Origin of the sequence: Frateuria sp. (assembly GCF_035943815.1) — a bacterium.
In the GTDB taxonomy this organism is placed as follows: Bacteria; Pseudomonadota; Gammaproteobacteria; order Xanthomonadales; family Rhodanobacteraceae; genus Frateuria_A.
In genome coordinates, this window is sequence record NZ_DASZBU010000005.1 from 255,578 (window position 1) to 271,214 (window position 15,637).

General features: G+C 71.0%; 7 protein-coding genes. All 7 read left to right on the plus strand.

From position 1 onward, the window contains the following. Nucleotides 1–151 precede the first annotated feature (151 nt). The 7 genes from VGU65_RS02795 (at nt 152) to recD (ending at nt 15,625) form a co-directional block, all read left to right on the plus strand. Nucleotides 152–1,678, plus strand: coding sequence for an efflux transporter outer membrane subunit (locus VGU65_RS02795; protein ID WP_327472663.1), 1,527 nt, complete (start codon nt 152–154; stop codon nt 1,676–1,678). Next, entirely contained in the window at nt 1,678–2,847 is a 1,170-nt protein-coding gene (locus VGU65_RS02800) for an efflux RND transporter periplasmic adaptor subunit (RefSeq protein ID WP_327472665.1), read from the plus strand. The genes VGU65_RS02795 and VGU65_RS02800 overlap by 1 nt, the downstream gene beginning before the upstream one ends. Continuing rightward, nucleotides 2,844–5,975, plus strand: coding sequence for an efflux RND transporter permease subunit (locus VGU65_RS02805; RefSeq protein ID WP_327472667.1), 3,132 nt, complete (start codon nt 2,844–2,846; stop codon nt 5,973–5,975). The genes VGU65_RS02800 and VGU65_RS02805 overlap by 4 nt, the downstream gene beginning before the upstream one ends. A gap of 90 nt (nt 5,976–6,065) precedes the next feature. Further along, on the plus strand, nt 6,066–6,725 hold the full coding sequence (locus VGU65_RS02810; RefSeq protein ID WP_327472669.1) for a hypothetical protein: 660 nt from the start codon (nt 6,066–6,068) through the stop codon (nt 6,723–6,725). A gap of 46 nt (nt 6,726–6,771) precedes the next feature. Next, nucleotides 6,772–10,233 carry an exodeoxyribonuclease V subunit gamma gene (gene recC, locus VGU65_RS02815; protein WP_327472671.1) on the plus strand — a complete coding sequence of 1,154 codons (3,462 nt, stop codon included), beginning with the start codon at nt 6,772–6,774 and terminating at the stop codon, nt 10,231–10,233. Then, entirely contained in the window at nt 10,230–13,799 is a 3,570-nt protein-coding gene (locus tag VGU65_RS02820; protein ID WP_327472673.1) for a UvrD-helicase domain-containing protein, read from the plus strand. The genes recC and VGU65_RS02820 overlap by 4 nt, the downstream gene beginning before the upstream one ends. After that, entirely contained in the window at nt 13,796–15,625 is a 1,830-nt protein-coding gene (gene recD / locus VGU65_RS02825; RefSeq protein WP_327472675.1) for an exodeoxyribonuclease V subunit alpha, read from the plus strand. The genes VGU65_RS02820 and recD overlap by 4 nt, the downstream gene beginning before the upstream one ends. Nucleotides 15,626–15,637 lie beyond the last annotated feature (12 nt).

Here is a 15,637-nt window from a genome sequence, read left to right on the forward strand (position 1 = left end):
ACAGGAGCCGGCCACGGCACCAGCCGGGCGCTACAGCAAACAGGCGGCTTCCGCAAGAACTTTCGCCCGGATCCATGACTTTCGGCAGGGCTGGAACGGATTGCAACATTATATCGTTCCGGCCCTTCTCCTCCGCGGAACCACGCACGGCATGAACAAGGGTTGGGCTGTCGTACTTGCCTTGTTGCTGCTGTGCGGCTGTGCGGTGGGGCCGGATTTCAAGCGCCCCGCGGCGCCGTCGGTCGGCAGTTACACGGCCGAGCCGGTGACCACGACGGTCGCTGCCGCCGGCGGCGCGGGGGGGCAAGCGCAGCGCTTCGTCCGGGGCGCCGACATCCCGGCGCAGTGGTGGCGGCTGTTCCATTCCGCGCCGCTCGATGCGCTGGTCACGCAGGCGCTGGCTCACAACCCGGACCTGAAGGCGTCGCAGGCGGCGCTGGCGGCGGCACGGGAGACCGCACTGGCCGGCCGTGGCGCCTACTACCCGAGCATTTCGGCGGGCCTCTCCGCCAACCGCCAGCAGGATCCCTCCGGCGCACTCGCGCCGGTACCCAGCTCCAACGCCTCGCTGTACAACCTGATGAGCGCGCAGGTCAGCGTGTCCTACGTGCCCGACGTGTTCGGCCTGAACCGGCGTACCGTCGAGTCGCTCCAGGCGCAGGCGCAGGCCGTGCGCTACGAGATGATCGCCAGCGACATCGCGCTGAGCGCCAACGTGGCGGTGACGGCGATCCAGATCGCCTCGCTGCGCGAACAGGTGCAGGCCACGCAGGAGCTCGCCGGCGTCGATGCGCACATGCTCTCGATCATGAGCTACCAGCTGGCCAGGGGTTACGTCGGCCGGCTGCAGGTGGCCGCGCAGGAGACCCAGCTCGCACAGGTGAATGCCTCGCTGGCGCCGCTGCGCACGCAGCTTGCGCAGCAGCGCCATCGGCTGGCCGTGCTGGCAGGGCAATTCCCCAGCCAGGCGCCGGCCGATGATTTCACGCTCGCCAGCCTGCAACTGCCACAGGACCTGCCGCTCAGCCTCCCCTCGGCGCTGGTCGCGCAACGGCCCGACGTGCTGCAGGCGCAGGCCAATCTGCATGCGGCCAGTGCGCAGGTCGGCGTAGCCATCGCCAACCGCCTGCCCAACATCACGCTGAGCGCGGACGCGGGCAGCACGGCCCTGGCGCTCAACCAGCTGTTCAAATCGGGCTCCGGCTTCTGGGGCGTGGGCGCCGCATTGACGGCGCCGGTGTTCCAGGGCGGTGCGCTGATGCACCAGGAGCGCGCCGCCAAGGCGGCCTATACGCAGGCGGCCGAGCAGTACCGCAGCACCGTGCTGACGGCCTTCGAGAACGTCGCCGACACGCTGGTCGCCTTGCAGCAGGATGCGCAGGCCCTCAAGGCCTCCACCACCGCAAACGACGCGGCCCAAGTCACGCTCGATCTTTCGCAGCGCCAATGGAAGGACGGCTACGCCGGCTACCTCGCCGTGCTGAGCGCCGAACAGGCCGCGTTGCAGGCACGCATCAGCCTGGCGCAGGCGCAGGCCAGCCGCTATGCCGATTCGGTCGCGCTGTTCCAGGCGCTGGGCGGCGGCTGGTGGCACCGCAGCGACCTGGCCACCGGCGAAGACTCACCTGTAACGACCACCCCGACGCCCAGCCAGGGCGCCGGCGAGCAGGAACACTGATGAACACTGAGAGCGCACGCCGCGCGACGCATCCGGCCCGTCTACTGCTCGTCGCCGCGGCACTGACGCTGGCCGGGCTGGCCGCCTGCTCGAGGCGGGCCGACGACCATGCGGCAACGCCCGATACCGGCGTCCCGCACAACGCGACGCTGACCGCCGCGCAGCGCCAGCACATCCGGCTCTACACGGTCGCGCCGGCGCGCTTCGAGGAATCGGTCCAGACCACGGGCGTGGTCGACTTCGACAACGACCAGGCCACGAGCGTGCTGGCGCCGTTCTCCGGCCCGGTCGCGCGGCTGCTGGTGGAGGCCGGCCAGCACGTGGCCAAGGGCCAGCCGCTGGCGTTGGTGGACTCGCCCGACTTCGCCGCCGCGGTCGGCGCCTACAGCAAGGCGCTGGTCGCGGCCCGCAACGCGCGCCGGCTGGCCGATGCGGACCTCGACCTCAGCCAGCACGAAGGCCTGCCGCGGCGCGAACTGGAGCAGGCGCAGACCGACGCGGCCAGCGCCGAGGCGGACCGCGACGCCGCGCTGCAGTCGCTGCTCGCGCTCGACATCGACCCGCAGACGCTCAAGGCGATCCAGGCCGGCCACGCGCCGGCGCGCATCCAGGGCGTGATCCGCGCGCCGGTGGCCGGCACCGTCGCGCAGAAGCTGATCACGCCCGGCCAGTTGCTGCAGGCCGGAACCACCGCATGTTTCACGGTGGCCGATCTGTCGCGCATGTGGGTGATCGCGCAGGTGGCGCCCGCCGAGTTGGGCATGGTGCGCACGGGCGATCCGGCCCTGGTCGAGGCGGCCGGCATAGGCGTCTTGCGCGGCACGGTCGACAACCTGGGTGCGCTGGTTGACCCCGACACGCGCGCGGTGCCGGTGCGCGTAGTGGTGGACAACGCCTCGGGCGTGCTGAAGAAGCAGATGTACGTGCGGGTACGCATCCAGTCGCGCCAGCCGCAGAGCGGGCTGCTGCTTCCGGTGTCGGCGGTGCTGCACGACGACGAGAACCTGCCGTTCGTCTACGTGGCGCAGCGCGACGGCAGCTTCGCGCGTCGCCACGTCACCCTGGGCGAGCGCACCGGCGACCGCTACCCGATTGCGCAAGGGCTCACGACCGGCGACCAGGTGGTGGTCGACGGCGGCCTGTTCATGCAATTCATGCAGAGCCAATGAGCGCGCACCTGCCCCCGATGCCGCCGCGTTCGGCGTCGCTGATGAACCGGCTGGTCGGCGCCTCGCTGGGCCAGCGCCTGCTCGTGCTGTTGCTGATGCTGGCGTTGATCGGCGCGGGCGTGCGCGCCTGGCACCGCCTGCCGGTGGATGCCTATCCGGACCTCTCGCCGCCGGTCGTCGATATCGTCACCCAGTGGCCCGGGCACACCGCCGAAGAGGTGGAGCGGCTGATCACCGTGCCCGTCGAGCGCGGCATGACCGGGATACCCAAGACCGCCAACGCGCGCTCGGTCTCGCTGTACGGGCTCTCTAAGGTCACGCTTACGTTCGAGGGCGGCAGTGACCTCCTGCGTGACCGCCAAGAGGTGTTCAACCGGCTGGGCGAACTCGGCCTGCCCAGTGGCGTCACGCCGTCGGTCTCGCCGATGTCCTCGCCGTCGGGGCTGATCTACCGCTACGTGCTGCAAAGCTCCGACCGCTCGCCGACCGAGCTCAAGACATTCGAGGACTGGGTCGTCGAGCCGCAGTACCGCGCCGTGCCCGGCGTGGCGGACGACTCCGGCTTCGGCGGCGGCACCATGCAGTACCAGGTACTGCTCGACCCGGTGAAGCTGGCCGGCGCAGGCCTCAGCGCGACGCAGGTGCAGGCGGCGCTCGCCGCCAACAACGCCAACGCCGGTGGCGGCTTCTACTCGCAGGGCGGCCAGTTCTACTACGTGCGCGGCGTCGGCCGCCTGGTCTCGCTCGAGGACATCGGCAACGTGGTGCTGGCCGTGCACGACGGCAAGCCGGTGCTGGTCAAGGACGTCGGCCGCGTGGCCACCGGCATTGCGCCGCGGCTGGGCGAGTTCGGTTACGAGAAGCAGGACGACGCGGTCGAGGGCGTGATATCGCTGCGCACCGGCGAGAAGACCCAGGAGGTGCTGAAGCGCGTCGAAGCCAAGACGCGCGAGCTCAACGAGCACGTCCTGCCCGGCGACATCAAGATCCATCCGTTCTACGACCGCAGCGACCTGGTCGCGCTGACCACCGACGTGGTGCGGCAGAACCTGCTGCGCGGCATGCTGCTGGTGGTCGTGGTGCTGATCTTCTTCCTGTACGACCTGCGGGCCGGCCTGATCGTCGCCGCTACCATCCCGCTGGCGCTGCTGTTCGCCTTCACCTGCCTGGACCTGCAGGGTGCCTCGGCCAACCTGCTGTCGATCGGCGCGATCGACTTCGGCATCCTGGTCGACGCGGCGGTGGTGATGGTGGAGAACATCTACCGGCAGATCGCCGATCGGCAAGGCGACGCGGACGGCGGCAGGCTCGACGTGCTCGAGATCATCCGTGACGCGGCGGCGGAAGTGGACCGGCCGCTGTTCTACGCGGTAGCGGTGATCGTGGTCAGCTTCCTGCCGATCTACGTGCTGTCCGGGCCCTCCGGCACGCTGTTCAAACCGATGGCCGACACCATGGTGTTCGCGCTGGTCGGCTCGCTCGTCGTAACGCTGACGCTGCTGCCGGTACTGTGCTCGTGGTTCATGCGCAAGGGCGTGCGCGAGCGCCACAACGCGGTCTTCGAGTTGATCAAGTCCGCCTACGCCAGGGGCCTGGATTTCTGCCTGGCCCACGCGCGCGGCACCATCGTGGCCTCGGCCCTGCTGCTGGCCGCCTCGCTGCTGCTGATCCCGGGCATCGGCGCGGAGTTCATGCCGCACCTGGACGAGGGCGCGCTGTGGATGCGCGCGACGATGCCCTACACCATCTCGTTCGACGAGTCGGCGAAGATCACGCCGCAGATCCGCGACATCCTGCGCTCGTTCCCCGAGGTCACCACGGTGGCCTCGGAACTCGGCCGGCCCGACGACGGCACCGACGCCACCGGCTTCTTCAACGTCGAGTTCTACGTGGCGCTCAAGCCTTACGCGCAGTGGCACGGCGACTACCGCACCAAGCCCGAACTGATCGCCGCGATCAACAAGAAGCTGCAGGCCTTCCCCGGCATCATCTTCAACTACACGCAGCCGGCGGAGGACGCGGTAGACGAGGCCGAGACGGGTCTCAAGAGCGCGCTGGCGGTCAAGGTGTTCGGCCCCGACCTGGACACGCTCGAGAAGAAGGGCAAGGCGATCAAGCACGTGCTCGAACACGTGCGTGGCATCCACGACGTGACGCTGGTACAGGAACTGGGTCAGCCTAGCCTGAGCATCGTGATCGACCGCGCGGCGATCGCCCGCCTCGGACTCAACGTGGACGACATCAACGGGCTGATCACCACGGCGATCGGCGGCGACGTCGCCACGCAGGTGATCCAGGGCGAGAAGCAGTTCGACCTGGTGGTGCGCCTGGACAAGCCCTATCGTGCCGACCCGCGGGCCATCGGCAACATTCTGGTCGCCACGCCCGGCGGCCAACAGGTGCCGCTCAGGACGCTGGCGCATATCCACGTGACCAACGGCGCCTCCTTCATCTATCGCGAGAACGCCTCGCGCTATATCGGCGTGCAGTTCTCGGTGGAAGGGCGCGACCTGGCCGGCGCGGTGGAGGACGCGATGGCGCAGGTGAAGAGGCAGGTCGCTCTGCCGCAGGGCTACAGCACCGACTGGGGCGGCGAGTATTCCGAATACACCGCCTCGCGCGCGCAATTGAACGTGATCGTGCCGCTGACCCTGGCGCTGATCTTCCTGCTGCTGTTCACCCTCTACAGCAACTTCAAGTTCCCGTTCATCACCGTGGCCGGCGTGCTGCTGTCCGCGCCGGTCGGCGGGCTGGTGGCGTTGTGGCTCACCGGCACGCCGTTCTCGGTGTCCTCGGGGATCGGCTTCCTGGCGCTGTTCGGCGTCTCGGTGCAGACCGCGGTGGTGTACATCTCCTACGTCAACGAACTGCGCCGCGGCGGCATGCCGCTGGACGAGGCGATTCGCGAGGGCGCGATCCTGCGCCTGCGCCCGATCATGATGACCGCGCTGGTCGCCGCGCTGGGCCTGCTGCCGGCGGCGCTGGCCACCGGCGTGGGCACCGATACGCAGCGGCCGTTCGCGCTGGTGATCGTCAGCGGCCTGTTCACGCGACTGCTGATCAGCGTGTTTTTGATGCCGGCGCTGTATGCGGTGGTCGCGCGGCCACAGGATCGGTTGGAGGTGTAGGCCTCGCTACACTTCCGGTCCGCCCACTCCACGGAAGACCCCATGCGGCACGATCGCGCGCCAAGGCCAAGCGCCACCCGGGCGCCGAACATGCAGCGCCTTCTTGCATCGGTGCTCGGCTTGCTGGCGCCGCTTACCGCCGCCGCCGGCAGCTGGCCGGACACGCCGCTGGCCCGCACCGAGGCGCTGGCGCTGCTGCAGACGCTCAACGCCGACCTGCTGAGCCACGACAGCGCCACGCTCACGCTGGAGCGCTGGTGTGGATCGCACCGGCTGGCGACGACGCCCGTGGTGGTCGCCCGGCGCGACCGCGAGGCGAGCAAGCCGCTGCCCGAGGACCTGCGCCGCGCACTCGGCATCGACGCCGGCACGCCGGTGCGCTACCGCCGCGTGCAGCTCGCCTGCGGCGACCATGTGCTTTCCGAAGCCGACAACTGGTACCTGCCCGGGCGCCTCACGGCGGCGATGAACCAGGCGCTGGACCGCGGCGACACACCCTTCGGCAAGGTGGTCGCGCCGCTGCACTTCCGCCGCCACACGCTCTCCGCGCGACTGCTGTGGTCTCCGTTGCCGGAAGGTTGGGAAATGCACCGACTGCCGGTCGCCGGCAGGCAGCCGCTCGTCCTGCCGCACCGGCTCCTGCAACACCGCGCCCTGTTGGAGGACGCCCAAGGTCGTCCTTTCAGTGCGTTGGTGGAGACCTATACCGAGCAGGTGCTGGCGTTCCCGCCACCCGCCGCCCGTCCGTAAGCCAGCGTCGCGGGTTCTGCGACCGCCCACGGCTATCATGCCCGGCATGGCTGCCTTCCCCTCCGACGACCTGACCCGCGGGCTGTCCGTGATCCGCGCCAGCCGTCTGGAGGCGCTGCTGGACCCGCTGGTGGCGCTGCTCGACGCGGCGCCGCCGGCCAACGTGCTGGCGCCGCAGACGGTGATCGCGGCGCATCCGGGCATGCGCCACTGGCTGGCCGGGGCGCTGGCGCGCAAGCGCGGCCGCGGCGGCATCGTCGCCAACCTGCGCATCACCCTGCCCAGCAGCTGGCTGGACGAACTGGCGCTCGCCGTGCTCGGCAGTTCCGCGGTGGCGCTGGCACCGTACCGGCGCGACGCTTTGCGCTGGCGCGTCCACGAACTGCTGCCCGACATCGACGATCCGCAGGTGCGCGCCTACCTGGCCAGCGGCGACGCCGCGCGGCGCCGCTACCAGTTGGCCGACCGGCTGGCGCGGCTGTACACCCAGTACCTGACCTATCGGCCGGACTGGCTGCAGGCGTGGGAGCGCGGCCGCGACGAGGTGCCCGAGCCCTCCTTCATGGCGCCGCTGTGGCGCCAGTTGCACGCGGAAATCCGCACGCCGCACCGCGGCGAGCGCGTCGAGGCGCTGGTGCGCGAACTGGCGCGCCATCCGCAGAAGCAGCCCACGCTCGAACCGCTGCACCTGTTCGGCGTGAGCCACCTGGCGCCCGCCGAGCTGGCCCTGCTGCGCGCGGTGGCGCGCGTGCGCCCGGTCGTGCTGTACGTGCCCGACCCCTGCCGCGAATACTGGGCCGGCCTGCGCGGCGAGCGCGCGCAGCTGCGCGCGCTGGCCCGGCGTACCGATTTCACCGAAGAGTCCGAGCAGTTCTTCCAGCAGCTCGGTCATCCGTTGCTCGCCAGCTGGGGCCGCATGGGCCAGCACTTCATGCTGAACCTGCAGGAGGGCGACGACGCCGTCCGCATGGACGTGCGCCACTGGCAGGACGAACGGTCCGACCCAGGCGGCGGCCTGCTGCAGCGCCTGCAGGAAAGCCTGCGCCAGCTCGACCCCGCGCGTGCCACGCCGCTTGCCGGCGGCTTTGACGCGGCCATGGCCGACCGCTCCCTGCGCGTGCACCTGTGCCACACGCGGCTGCGCGAGCTGGAGGTGCTGCGCGAGGTGCTGCTGCACGAACTGGCCGAACGGCCGGAGCTGAAACCCTCCGATATCGTGGTGATGGCGCCGGACATCCAGGCCTACTTGCCGCTGCTGCCGGCCGTGTTCGGCGAGCCGGGCCGCACGCACGGCCCGTTGCCCTACCACCTGGCCGACGTGGCGGTGGCGCGCACGCATCCGCTGCTGGAGGCCTTCAGCCGCCTGCTCGACCTGCCCGACGCCCGCCTGGGCGCGCCCGAATTGATCGACCTGCTGGAGGTGCCGGAGATCGCCCGTGCACTGGCATTGGCCGAGGACGAGCGCGAAACGCTGTCGCGCTGGCTGCGCCAGAGCCGCGTCGCCTGGGCGCTGGATGGCGAGCACCGCGCGCGCTTCGGCGTGCCGGCGATCGAGGAGACCACTTTCGCCTGGGGCGTGGACCGGCTGCTGGCCGGGTATGCGATGGGCGACGATGCGGCGGGGCAGGGCGAGGCCTGGGCGCTGCCCGATGGCGAGCTGTGGCCGGTCGAAGGCGTGCATGGCCCGCAGGCGCAGGTGCTCGGCGCGCTCGACCGCCTGCTGCTGGAGCTGGCTGCCCTGCAGCGCGATGCGCTGCAACCGCGCACCGCCTCGGTCTGGGCCGCGCGACTGGAGCAATTGCTCGATACGCTGTTTCGCATCGACCCGCGCGATGGCCCGGCGGTCGAGGCGCAATCGCTACTGCGCCGTTTCATCCAGGCCACCGCTGCGGAAGCCGCCGATTGCGGGCTCGATCCCACGCTCGATTTCGCCGTGGTGCGCGACGTGCTGCGCGAGCGCCTGGCCGCGGCGCCGGAGCGCCAGCGCTTCCTGCTCGGCGGCGTCACCTTCTGCGGCATGGTTCCGCAGCGCGCGATCCCGTTCGAAGTAGTCGCCGTGCTTGGCCTCAACGACGGCGAGTTCCCACGCAACGCCAGCGAGGCCGGCCTGGACCTGATGGCGCGCCACCGTCGCCTGGGCGACCGCGACGTGCGCAGCGACGACCGCTACCTGTTCCTGGAAACGGTGATGGCCGCGCGCGAGGTACTGCACCTGTCCTATCTCGCCGAGGGTGTGCGCGACGGCAAGCCACGCAACCCGGCCGCGCCACTGGCCGAGCTTATGCAGTTTCTCGACGAGCAGGCCGGCCTGCGCACGGTGGCGGCGGACGCCGACGAGCAGCCGCTGCCGCCGGGCGCGGTGCGCCGGTTCCAGCGGCCGTGGCGCGTGCGCCATCCGCTGCAGCCGTTCGATGCGCGCTACTTCGACGGCAGCGATCCGCGGCTGTGCTGCTACGACCCGGGGCTGGCCGCGATGCGCGCGGGCACCGACGTTCCGCGGCCCTTCCTCGACGGCGCGCCGCCGCAGGAAGCCGCCGCCGATCTGGCGCCGATCCCGCTGCGCGAAGTGCAGGCGTGGTTCCGCGATCCCTCACGGCAGGTGCTGGCCGGCCAGCTGCACGTGCGCCTGGATGCGCTGGAGGAGGATCGCCTGCAAGGACGTGAGGCTCTGAGCGACAACATTCCTGCGCTGGAGCGGGTGTCGCAGCAGCTTTTCTTCGAGGCGCAGAAAAACAACTTCGAACTGCCCGAGCAGGCGCCCGCGTGGTTGCGACTGAGCGGTGTGCTGCCGCCGGGGCGCCTCGGGATCGACGCATGGACGAAGGAACGCGCCAAGGTGCAGACCCTGCTCGCGCGTGCCGCCGACCACCCGCTGTTCGCCGGCGCGCTGCCGCAACGCACGCCGATGCCGGTGCTGGAGACCGTGGCAGGACTGCCGATCGAAGGCACGCTCGAACGCGTGTGGAGCACCGGCGAGGCGCGCTGGCAGTTCGAGGTCTACCCAGGCAAGGCCGAGGGCGAGCTCGGCTTCCGCGAGCGGGTGCCGTTCTTCATCGAATGGGCGCTGCTGCGTCTGCTTGCCGCGCCGTCCACGTCCGTGCGCGCCTGCCTGCTCACCGACGGCCCAGAGCACGCCTGGGAGGATACGTTCAATCGTTGGGACGATACCTATCGTGCGGCCGACGCCGACCAGGCACAGGCCATGCGCGAGGACCTGGTCGTGCGCGTGGGCGCGCTGCTGGATCTCTGGCGCCAGGCGCAGCGCTACCCGCTGCCGTATTTCCCCAGGACCAGCTGGGCCGCGCTGGACGAGCGCCTGGACAAGGCGCAGCAGACCTGGGCGGGCAGCTTCGGCCATCCCGGTGAGCGCGACTACGCGCCGGGCTACGCCTGGCTGCTTGCCGGCGAGACGGATTTCTCGCCCGAGCAGCCGGCGTTCGCCCAATTGCAGGCCTTCGCTGCGCGGTTGCTGCGCCTGATCAACCTCGGTGCGGAGCCGATGGCATGAACACCGTCGCCCGCGACTGGACCACGCTGGACCTGGCCCACCCTGGTCGCACGCTGATCGAGGCGAGCGCCGGCACCGGCAAGACCTGGACCATCTCGGTGTTGTACCTGCGCCTGCTGCTGGAGCAGGGCCTGTCGCCCGCGCAGATCGTGGTGACCACCTTCACCGACGCGACCGCACAGGAGCTGCGCGAGCGCCTGCGCGGGCGGTTGGCCTGGGCCGAAGACCAGGCGCTCGCGTGGCCGGCCGATGCGCCGGCCGACGCGTCGACCGACCTCGCCTGGCTGCACGCACGCTGGCGCGCCGATCCGTCGCAGGCGGGCCGCGACCGCCTGCGTCTGCGCCTGGCGCTGGCCGACCTAGACCGCGCACCGGTCACCACGCTGCACGGCCTGTGCAAGCGCATCCTCGACGACTACCCGTTCGAAAGCGGCGCCAGCCTGCAGGCCGGCGAGATGGTCCCGGCCGACGCCTTGCTGGACGAATGGGCCGAGGACCTCTGGCGCCAGTTGCAGCAGGGCGAGGCGCCGCCGCCTCCGGCCGCGCCGGCCTCGCTGGCTGAACTGCGCCGGCTGCTCAAGGCCTACCTGCAGCCGGGCGTGGCCTTGTGGACACCGGACGAGGACGAGCTGGCTCAGCTGACAACGGTATCAAAGGCAGCCGAGTTGGAAGCTTTCGCGGATCGGCCGGGCATTTGGGCGAAGACACCAAAGAAGGGAGATGACGTAACCAGCTTGAAGAATGCTTTGCGGGCGCTGGCAAGTTGGATGCGGGACCGCGACAAGCTGCCTTCCCAGACTCACCTGGAGTACGTGGCTAAGCCCGAGAAGTTTCTTGATCCCGCACAAGCAAGCGCGCTGTTGGCCGATCCTGCGCTGACCCTCGCCGCCCAGGCCTGCCGTGCGCTCGGTTGCTACGCCGCATCCGATCACGTGCATGCGTGGCAATGCTGGCTCGCCCAGGTCAATGCCTGGCGCGCCGAACGCCTGGCCGCCCGCGGCCAGCTCACCTTCGACGAACTGATTGCGCGCGTGGGCGCGGCGCTCGCGCGGCCGGACCGGCATCTGGCCGAGCGCCTGTTCGCGCAATGGCCGGTCGCGCTGGTGGACGAGTTCCAGGACACCGACGCGCAGCAGTACGCCATCCTCGATGCGATCTACCGCGGTCAAGACGGCGACCCACGCGGCCGTCTGGTGATGATCGGCGACCCCAAGCAGGCGATCTACCGCTTCCGCGGAGGCGACATCCGGGCCTATCTCGCCGCCGCTAAAGGGGCGGATGAAGTGCTGCGGCTTAGCGTGAACCAGCGTTCCGCCAGCGGCCTGGTCGAGGCGACCAACCAGTTCTATGCGCTGGTCGGCGAGGCGCTGGGGCATGCGCCCGATGCGCCGATCCGCTACGAAGCGGTGCGCGCCGCGGGCCGTCGCGACCATGCACCGCTGACCGTCGACGGCATGCCGCTGGCGCAGCCGCTGCAACTGCACTTCAACCCCGATGTACACGAGAGCGCACCGGCCCGTCGCCGTGCCGCGCTGGAAGCCTGCGCCGCGCAGATCGCCGGCATGCTGGGCGACGGCCGCCACCGCATCGGGGACACGCCGCTGGCGCCCGGCGACATCGCCGTGCTGCTGCCCGGCAACGCCGACGTCACCGCACTGCGCGCGTTGCTTCAGCGCTACCGCGTGCCCTGTGTCGGCGCCGGCCGCAGCAGCGTGTTCGACGTGCCGGTGGCGCGCGAGCTGCACGTGCTGCTGCATGCCGTCGAACACGCCAGCGACGAAGGCGCGGTGCGCGCCGCGCTCGCCACGCGGCTGTACGGCCTTGGCTACGCCGCGCTCAAGGCGTTGCGCGAGCAGCCCGACGCATGGCTGGCCTACGAGCAGCAGTTCGCGGCGTGGCGTACGCGCTGGCAGCGCGAGGGCGTGCTCGCCGTGGTGCGCGCGCTGATCGAGCGCGCCGCGCCCCGGCTGCTCGCCGGCGACGACGGCGAGCGCGCGCTCACCGACCTGCGCCATCTGGGCGAGCTCCTGCAGGCGCAGGCCGAGACCACGCCCGGCCCTTCGCAGCTGCTGGACTGGCTGGCCCGCCAGCGCGACGGCGAGGAGGCCGGCGGCGATGCGGCGGAGGAGCGCCAGCTGCGCATCGAATCCGACGCGCGCCGGGTGCGCCTGATGACCCTGCACGCCAGCAAGGGCCTGGAGTTCCCGGTGGTGTTCCTGCCGCTGATGTGGAACCACTGCCGCAACGACAAGGACACCGACGTGGTCATCCACGAGCCGCTGTGCGGACGGCGGGTGGTCGGTTTCGGCAAGGCGGCCAAGGCGCAGTACGACGCCGAGGGTCAGGACGAGCGCTTCCGCGTGCTGTACGTGGCGCTGACCCGCGCCATCCACGCCTGCCATGTCTACGCGTTGCCGCCCGACCGCCCGGCCGACGGCAAGCGGCACAAGGACGGCAGCCCCAGCGCGCCGCGCAAGGATCCCGAGCGCGCGCCGCTGGACGCCTCGATTGAACATCTGCTGCACCGGATGGCGGCAGGCGAGGAACTGGCTACGGTCGCGCCGCGGCTGGCGTGGTCGACCGTCGGTTGGTCCTGGCAGGCCACGCCGCTGGCGCTGGCGCAGGCGCAGGACGAGGCGCCGATCCGCCAGGCGCGCCCGCTGCCGACGGTCCGGCCGATGGCCCAGGTCTACAGCTTCTCCAATCTCACCCGCGGCGCGCACGCCGGCGCGCTGGAGGACCAGGCGGCCAGCGACGAGGCCGCGCCGGCGCTGGCCGCCGATCCGTTGGCCCCGCCTCTGGCACGTTCGGCGCCGCATCCGGAACTCCTCGCGCTGGCCGGCGTGCGCGGCGCGGACATCGGCAACGCCATGCACGCCATGTTCGAACTGCGCAGCATCGGCCAGCCGATGGAGGCGCAGCACGCGTTGATCGACCGCTGCCTGCGCGACTTCGGCGTACGGCTGGAGGACGCCCACCGCGGCGCCTTCATCGCGCGGCTGGCGCGCCGGCTGCAGGCCAACCTCGATACGCCGCTCCTGCCGGGCCTGCGCCTGGGCGCACTGCCGGCCGAGCGGCAGCTGGCCGAGATGGAGTTCCACTACGCACTGGACGAGACCTCGATGGCCGCCCTGCGCGAGGCCTGCACCGCGCTGGGCGAACCGGCGCTGGTGCCGTTCGCGAGCGCCGGGCACCTGCGCGGGCGGATGACCGGCAAGATCGACCTGATCCTCGAACACGAGGGCCGCTACCTGGTGCTCGACTACAAGAGCAACTACCTGGGCGACCACGTCGAGGACTACCGGCCCGCGGCGCTGGTGGTGGCGATGGATGCGCACCACTATCGCTTCCAGGCGCTGCTCTACACCGTGGCGCTCGACCGCATGCTGCGCCAGCGCTTGCCGGGCTACGTGCGCGAGCGGCATCTGGGCGAGGCGATCTACCTGTTCGTGCGTGCGGTGGGCCTGGGTCCCGATGCCGGCGTGTGGCGCCACCGCTTCGACGATGCCCTGATCGAAGCCGTCGACAACGTGCTGTCGGGGCGCGAACTGGAGCTCGTGGCATGAGTGCCTACCGGTTCCAGCGCTCGCCCGCGGAGCTCGCCGACACGCCCTGGCGACCGCTCGATCGCGCGCTGCTGCGCTGGGCGCTCGCGCACGGCGGCTCGCCGCTGGTCGCGCGACTGGCGGCCTGGGCCAGCTTTGCCGACGGCGAGGGCGACACGGCCTTGCCGCTCGTCGGCGAGCAGGCTGGCCGTCACGGTGCGCCGGTGCTCTCGCCCGACGAACGAGCCGCCGTGCGCGCCGATCCGCTGGTCAGCGACGGCAGCGCGCCAGCGCCCTTCGTGCTCGATGCGCATGGCCGCTTCTACCTGTGGCGCAACCACGCCGACGAATTCGCGGTGGCGCGGCAACTGCGTGCACGCCGCACGGCGGGCAGCAGCGCGGCCATGGACGAGGCGACGCTGGATGAATTGTTCGGCGGCATCCGCAGCGAAGCCGTCGCGCGCCAGCGCCAGGCGGTGGCGCAGGTCGGCGGCCGGCGGCTGTTCGTGCTCACCGGCGGCCCGGGGACCGGCAAGACCACCACCGTGCTGCGCATGTTGCTGAGGCTGCAGCAGCTGGACCCCGGCAAGGCGTTGACGATCCAGGTCGGCGCTCCCACCGGCAAGGCGGCGCAGCGGCTGGTGCAGTCGCTGCGGCAGGGCAAGCAGGCCCTGCAGGCCACGCTGCCCGAGGCGTGGCGGCCGCTGCTGGAGCGCATCCCTGCCAACGAGGCGCTCACGCTGCACCGCATGCTCGCCTACGACCCGCGCCGCAACCGCTTCACCCGCGACGCCGCGCATCCGATTGCGGCGGACATCGTGGTGGTGGACGAGGCCTCGATGATCGACCTGGCGCTGCTGCGGGCGCTGCTTGCGGCGGTGCGCCCGAACGCGACCCTGGTGCTGGTCGGCGATGCCGACCAGCTCACCTCGGTGGCGGCCGGTTCCGTGCTGATGGACATAGTGGCGGTGATGGAGGCCGAGCGCGCGCCGGATATCGTGCGGCTGGAACACAGCTTCCGCGCAGGCCAGCAGCTGGTGCCGATCAACCGCGCGGTGCGCATCGGCGATGCGGGCGCGTTCCGCGAGGCCGTGGCACATGCCGGCGGGCATGCACATTGGGCCGCGGTCGACGAGGCGGCGCGGCACCGCGAGCTCGGCCAGTGGACCGAGGAACTGGCGCGCCTGCCGATCCGCCCCGTCCTGCCCGGGCACCGTGCCGAGCTGGGAGAGGCCGGCCCCGAACGCGGCACGCTGGCGCTGCAGGCACTGCAAGCGCTGGCCCGGCGCCAGCTGCTGTGCGCGCTGCGCGAGGACGGTTTCGGCGCGCTCGCGCTCAACGACTGGATCGAGCAGCGCCTCAAGCAGGCGTGGGAGGTGCCGGAGGATCGCGTCTGGTATCCGGGCCGGGCCGTGCTGATCACGCGCAACGACTACGCCACGCGCCTGTACAACGGCGACGTCGGACTGTGTCTGGCCGACGCCAGCGGTGCCCTGCGGGTGTGGTTCGAGACCACCGATGCCGATGGCCAGCCGGCTGCGCGCAGCTTCGCGCCCGGTACGCTGCCAGCGCACGAGGGCGCCTTCGCCATCACTATCCACAAGAGCCAGGGTTCCGAATACGACACGGTCGCCGTACTGCTGCCGCCGGATTCCGAAAGCCGCATTCTCTCGCGCCAGTTGCTCTATACCGGCCTCTCGAGGGCGCGGCGGACGGCGCTGCTATGGTCTTCTGAAGCCGCGCTGGAAGCGGCATTGGCGCGGCCAGTCAGGCGCGCGGGCGGATTGTCCGATCGGCTGGCGGACGGCACGTCCGCCGGAGAGCCGCAGCAGTTGTCGCTGCTTTAGGCGTCGCCGCGA

Bases quoted from the DNA above. Each gene is read 5' to 3' on its own strand.
- recC (WP_327472671.1), top strand. From the start codon at position 6,772: ATGGCTGCCTTCCCCTCCGACGACCTGACCCGCGGGCTGTCCGTGATC.
- VGU65_RS02800 (WP_327472665.1), top strand. From the start codon at position 1,678: ATGAACACTGAGAGCGCACGCCGCGCGACGCATCCGGCCCGTCTACTG.
- VGU65_RS02810 (WP_327472669.1), top strand. From the start codon at position 6,066: ATGCAGCGCCTTCTTGCATCGGTGCTCGGCTTGCTGGCGCCGCTTACC.
- VGU65_RS02805 (WP_327472667.1), top strand. From the start codon at position 2,844: ATGAGCGCGCACCTGCCCCCGATGCCGCCGCGTTCGGCGTCGCTGATG.
- recD (WP_327472675.1), top strand. From the start codon at position 13,796: ATGAGTGCCTACCGGTTCCAGCGCTCGCCCGCGGAGCTCGCCGACACG.
- VGU65_RS02820 (WP_327472673.1), top strand. From the start codon at position 10,230: ATGAACACCGTCGCCCGCGACTGGACCACGCTGGACCTGGCCCACCCT.
- VGU65_RS02795 (WP_327472663.1), top strand. From the start codon at position 152: ATGAACAAGGGTTGGGCTGTCGTACTTGCCTTGTTGCTGCTGTGCGGC.